This window comes from Kitasatospora sp. NPDC048239 (assembly GCF_043202015.1).
Lineage (GTDB): Bacteria > Actinomycetota > Actinomycetes > Streptomycetales > Streptomycetaceae > Kitasatospora.
The window spans coordinates 1-4,658 of sequence record NZ_JBICZP010000039.1 but is presented as its reverse complement, the minus strand read 5'-3'; the positions used below and the strand labels follow the sequence as shown (position 1 = coordinate 4,658).

At 72.5% G+C, this 4,658-nt stretch carries 2 protein-coding genes; both read right to left on the bottom strand.

Annotation, left to right across the window (positions count from 1 at the left end):
• Positions 1 to 4,110: amino acid adenylation domain-containing protein (locus ACGFZP_RS39355; protein WP_392942274.1), on the bottom strand; the 4,110-nt coding region annotated here is incomplete at its 3' end.
• Between the two features lie 11 nt (positions 4,111 to 4,121).
• Positions 4,122 to 4,658, bottom strand: a 537-nt coding sequence (locus ACGFZP_RS39350) for a phosphopantetheine-binding protein (RefSeq protein ID WP_392942271.1), incomplete at its 5' end; no start/stop codon positions are given.

Here is a 4,658-nt window from a genome sequence, read left to right as displayed (position 1 = left end):
GCCGCTGAGGTCGGTGCGCATGACGAGGGTGTTGACGAAGAAGCCGACCAGGTCGTCGAGGGCTTCGTCGGTGCGTCCGGCGATGGGGGTGCCGAGGGGGATGTCGGTGCCGGCGCCCAGGCGGTTGAGCAGGGTCGCGAGTCCGGCCTGGAGGACCATGAAGAGGGTCACGCCGCGGGAGCGGGCCAGGTCGGTGAGCTGCTGGTGCAGTTCGGCGGGGACCTGGAGGGGCAGGGTGGCGCCGTGGTGGGTGGCGACGGCCGGGCGGGGGCGGTCGGTGGGCAGCTGGAGCTCTTCCGGCAGACCGGCCAGGGCCTTGCGCCAGTGGGTGAGCTGCTGGGACAGGACGCTCTCGGGGTCGGTGTCGTCACCGAGGAGCTGCTGCTGCCACAGGGTGTAGTCGGCGTACTGCACGGGCAGCGGCTGCCACGCGGGGGCGGCGCCGTCGAGCCGGGCGGCGTAGGCCTCGGAGATGTCGCGGGCCAGCGGGCCCATGGACCAGCCGTCGCCCGCGATGTGGTGGACGATCAGCAGCAGGACCTGCTGCTGCGGCCCGGTGGTGAACAGCTCCGCGCGCAGCGGGATGTCACCGGAGAGGTTGAAGGTGTGGCCCGCCGCGTCGGCGAGGGCCTGCTCCAGGCCGGCCTCGGTGACCTCGGTGACGGGCAGGTCGAGGGTGACCGCCGTTGCTTCGAGGATGTGCTGGTGGGGCTGCCCGTTGTGGGTCGGGTAGACGGTGCGCAGGATCTCGTGGCGGGTCACCACGTCGTGCAGCGCGCCCCGCAGGGCGTCCCGGTCCAGGGTGCCGGTCAGCCGCAGTGCGGTGGGGATGTTGTAGGTGGCGCTGGGTCCTTCGAGCTCGCCGAGGAACCAGAGCCGGCGCTGGGCGGCGGACAGCGGTACCGCGTCCGGGCGCTCGCCGGCGGTGAGGGCGAGCCGGGTCGTGCCGGCTCCGCCGAGGCGTCCGGCCAGGCCGGCGACGGTCGGGGCCTCGAAGAGGGTGCGGATGCCGACCTCGACACCGAGTGCGGTGCGGATCCGGCTGACCAGGCGGGTGGCGAGCAGGGAGTGGCCGCCGAGCTCGAAGAAGCTGTCGTCGATGGTCACCGAGGTGACGCCGAGGACCTCGGCGAAGACGGTGCAGAGGGCTTCCTCCTGCTCGGTCCGCGGTGCCCGGCCGGAGGCGTCGGTCGCGTAGTCCGGGGCGGGCAGGGCCTTGCGGTCGAGCTTGCCGTTGGCCGTCAGCGGCAGGGCCTCCAGCACCACGACCGCGCTCGGGACCAGGTACTCCGGCAGGTGCTGCTGGAGGTCGCCGCGGATGGCGGCGGCGAGCGCCGCGTGGTCGTCGCCGCCCGGGGTGCCGTCGCCCTGGACCGGGACGACGTAGCCGACCAGGCGCTTGTCGCCGGGGGTGTCCTCGCGGACGATCACGGTGGCCTGGGCGGCGGACGGGTGTGCGGCCAGTGCGGCCTCGACCTCGCCGAGCTCGATCCGGAAGCCGCGGATCTTCACCTGGTCGTCGGCCCGGCCGGCGAACTCCAGGGTGCCGTCGGCGCGCCGGCGCACCAGGTCACCGGTGCGGTACATCCGCTCGCCGGGAGTGCCGTAGGGGTTGGCGACGAAGCGCTCGGCGGACAGGCCCGGGCGGTTCAGGTAGCCGCGGGCCAGGCCCTCGCCCGCCGCGTACAGCTCACCCACCGCTCCCGGCGGGACCAGCTGCAGTCCGCTGTCGAGGACGTAGAGACGGGTCGCGGAGATCGGGCCGCCGATCGGCACGCCGGCCCCGCGGTCGAGGTCGGCGGTCCGGATCGTGTGGGTGGTGGTGAAGGTGGTGTTCTCCGTCGGCCCGTACCCGTTGAGCAGCCGGACGTGCGGCAGACGCTCCAGTACGGTCCTGCACTGCGGCACCGAGAGGACGTCGCCTCCGGCCAGCAGGTAGCGCAGGCCCCGGAGTGCCTCGACGTCGGACTCCACCACTTCGTGGAAGAGCCCGGCGGTCAGCCAGAGCGCGGTCACGCGGTGCGAGGCCAGGAACTCGCGCAACTCGAAGACGGACAGCCCCTTCGGCGGGGCGATCGCCAGGGCGGCGCCGTTGAGCAGGGCGCCCCAGATCTCGAAGGTGGCCGCGTCGAACGACACCGAGGCCAACTGGCCGATGACGTCACCGGCACCCAGGTCGACGTAGCCGCTCTCCCACACCAGTCGGCCGATCGCCTGGTGGGGGACGGTGACGCCCTTGGGGCGGCCGGTGGAGCCGGAGGTGTAGATGACGTAGGCGGGGTGGTTCGGCTGCAGGCCCGGCCGGGGGTTGGCGGCGTCGAGGCCGGCCAGGCGGGCGACGGTGTCGGGGTCGTCGAGGGCGATCCGCGCGGTGCCGTCGGGCAGGGTGTCCTGGGCGGACCCGGTGATGACCAGGGCGGGCCGGGCGTCGCCGAGCATGTAGGTGATGCGGTCGGCCGGGTAGTTGGGGTCGATCGGCAGGTAGGCGCCGCCGGCCTTGAGGATCGCGAGCAGGGCGATGACCAGGTCGGTGGAGCGTTCCAGGTGGACGCCGACCAGGGTCTCCGGACCGACGCCGTGTTCGACCAGCAGGTGGGCGAGGCGGTTGGCGCGCTCGTTGAGCTCCGCGTAGGTGAGGGTTTCGTCGGCGAAGACGAGGGCGGTGGCGTCGGGGGTGCGGGCCACCTGGGCGTGGAACAGCTCCGGGAGCGTCGCGGCGGGTACGCCACGGGCGGTGTCGTTCCACTCGGTCAGGAGCCGGTGGCGCTCGACGGGGTCCAGGACCTGGATGCGGCTGACGGGCTGCTGGGGGTCGGCGGCGACGGCCTCCAGCACCCGGGTGAAGCGCTGGGCGACGGCCTCGACCGTCGCGTGGTCGAACAGGTCGACGGCGAAGGTGATGGCGCTCTGGAGGCCGGCGGGCCGACCCTGCGCGTCGAAGTTCTCGCCGAACTGGAAGTCCAGGTCGAACTTGGCGGGGGCCTGCCCTGCGGGGAGCAGTTCGGTTGCGAGGCCCGGGAGTTCGAGAGTGGCCCTGCTGTTGTTCTGAAGGGTCAGCATGACCTGGAACAGCGGATGCCGGGCCATCGAGCGGGTCGGGGCCAAGTCCTCGACGAGGCGCTCGAACGGGATGTCCTGGTTCGAGAAGGCGCCGAGGCCGGAGTCCTGCACCCGGGCGAGGAGCTCGCCGAAGCTGGGGTCGCCGTCCAGGTCGGTGCGCATGACCAGGGTGTTGATGAAGAAGCCGACCAGGTCCTCAAGGGCTTCGTCGGTGCGTCCGGCGATGGGGGTGCCGACGGGGATGTCGGTGCCCGCGCCGAGGCGGGAGAGCAGGGTCGCCAGGGCCGCCTGGAGGACCATGAACATCGTGACGCCGCGGGAGCGGGCCAGGTCGGCGAGCTGCTGGTGCAGCTCGGCGGGGATGTCCAGGTCGTAGGTCGCACCCCGGTGGGTGGCGACGGCCGGGCGGGGCCGGTCGGTGGGCAGCCGCAGCTCCTCCGGCAGACCGGCCAGCGCCTCGCGCCAGTGGGCGAGCTGCTCGGACAGGACGCTCTCGGGATCGGTGTCCTCACCGAGGAGGTCCTGCTGCCACAGGGTGTAGTCGGCGTACTGCACCGGCAGCGGCTCCCAGGTGGGGGCGTGGCCGGCGAGCCGGGCGGCGTAGGCGGTGGACACGTCCCGCGCCAGCGGGCCCATCGACCAGCCGTCACCGGCGATGTGGTGGACGATCAGCAGCAGGACCTGCTGCTGCGGCCCGGTGGTGAACAGCTCCGCGCGCAGCGGGATGTCACCGGAGAGGTTGAAGGTGTGGCCCGCCGCGTCGGCGAGGGCCTGCTCCAGGCCGGCCTCGGTGACCTCGGTGACGGGCAGGTCGAGGGTGACCGCCGTCGGTTCGAGGATGTCCTGGTGGGGCTGGCCGTCGGCGGTGCTGGGGAAGACGGTGCGCAGGACTTCGTGCCGCTCGATGACGTCGTGCAGCGCGGCCCGCAGGGCCTCGCGGTCCAGGGCGCCGGTCAGCCGCAGTGCGGTGGGGATGTTGTACGTGGCGCTGGGGCCCTCAAGCTCGCTGAGGAACCACAGGCGCTGCTGGGCAAAGGACAACGGGATCATCAGAACTCCTCCTACCTACGCCGCGGCCGCAGAGCCGGCCTGGCCTTCTTTTGGGTTTCGAGTCGTGTGGCGAGGCCGGCGACGGTGGGTGTTTCGAACAGGGCGCGGATGGCCACCTCGGCCCCGAGCGCGGTGCGGATCCGGCTGATGAGGCGGGTCGCGTCGAGGGAGTGGCCGCCGAGTTCGAAGAAGTTGTCGTCGATGGTCACGGAGGTGACGCCGAGGACCTCGGCGAACACACCGCAGAGGAGTTCTTCCTGTGCGTTGCGGGGGCTCCGCCCGGACGCGCTGGTCGTGCGGGTGGGTGCGGGCAGGGCGTTCCGGTCGAGCTTGCCGTTGGCGGTGAGGGGCAGGGCCTCCAGCTGGACGATGGCGCTGGGGACCATGTAGTCGGGGAGTTCCGAGGCGAGGTGCTTGCGCAGCAGCTCGGTGTCCAAGACCTCCGGTGAGACCGGGACGAGGTAGGCGACGAGGCGCTTGTCGCCGGGGGTGTCTTCGCGGGCGATGGCGGTGGCTTGGGCGATGGCGGGGTGTGTGGTGAGGGCTGC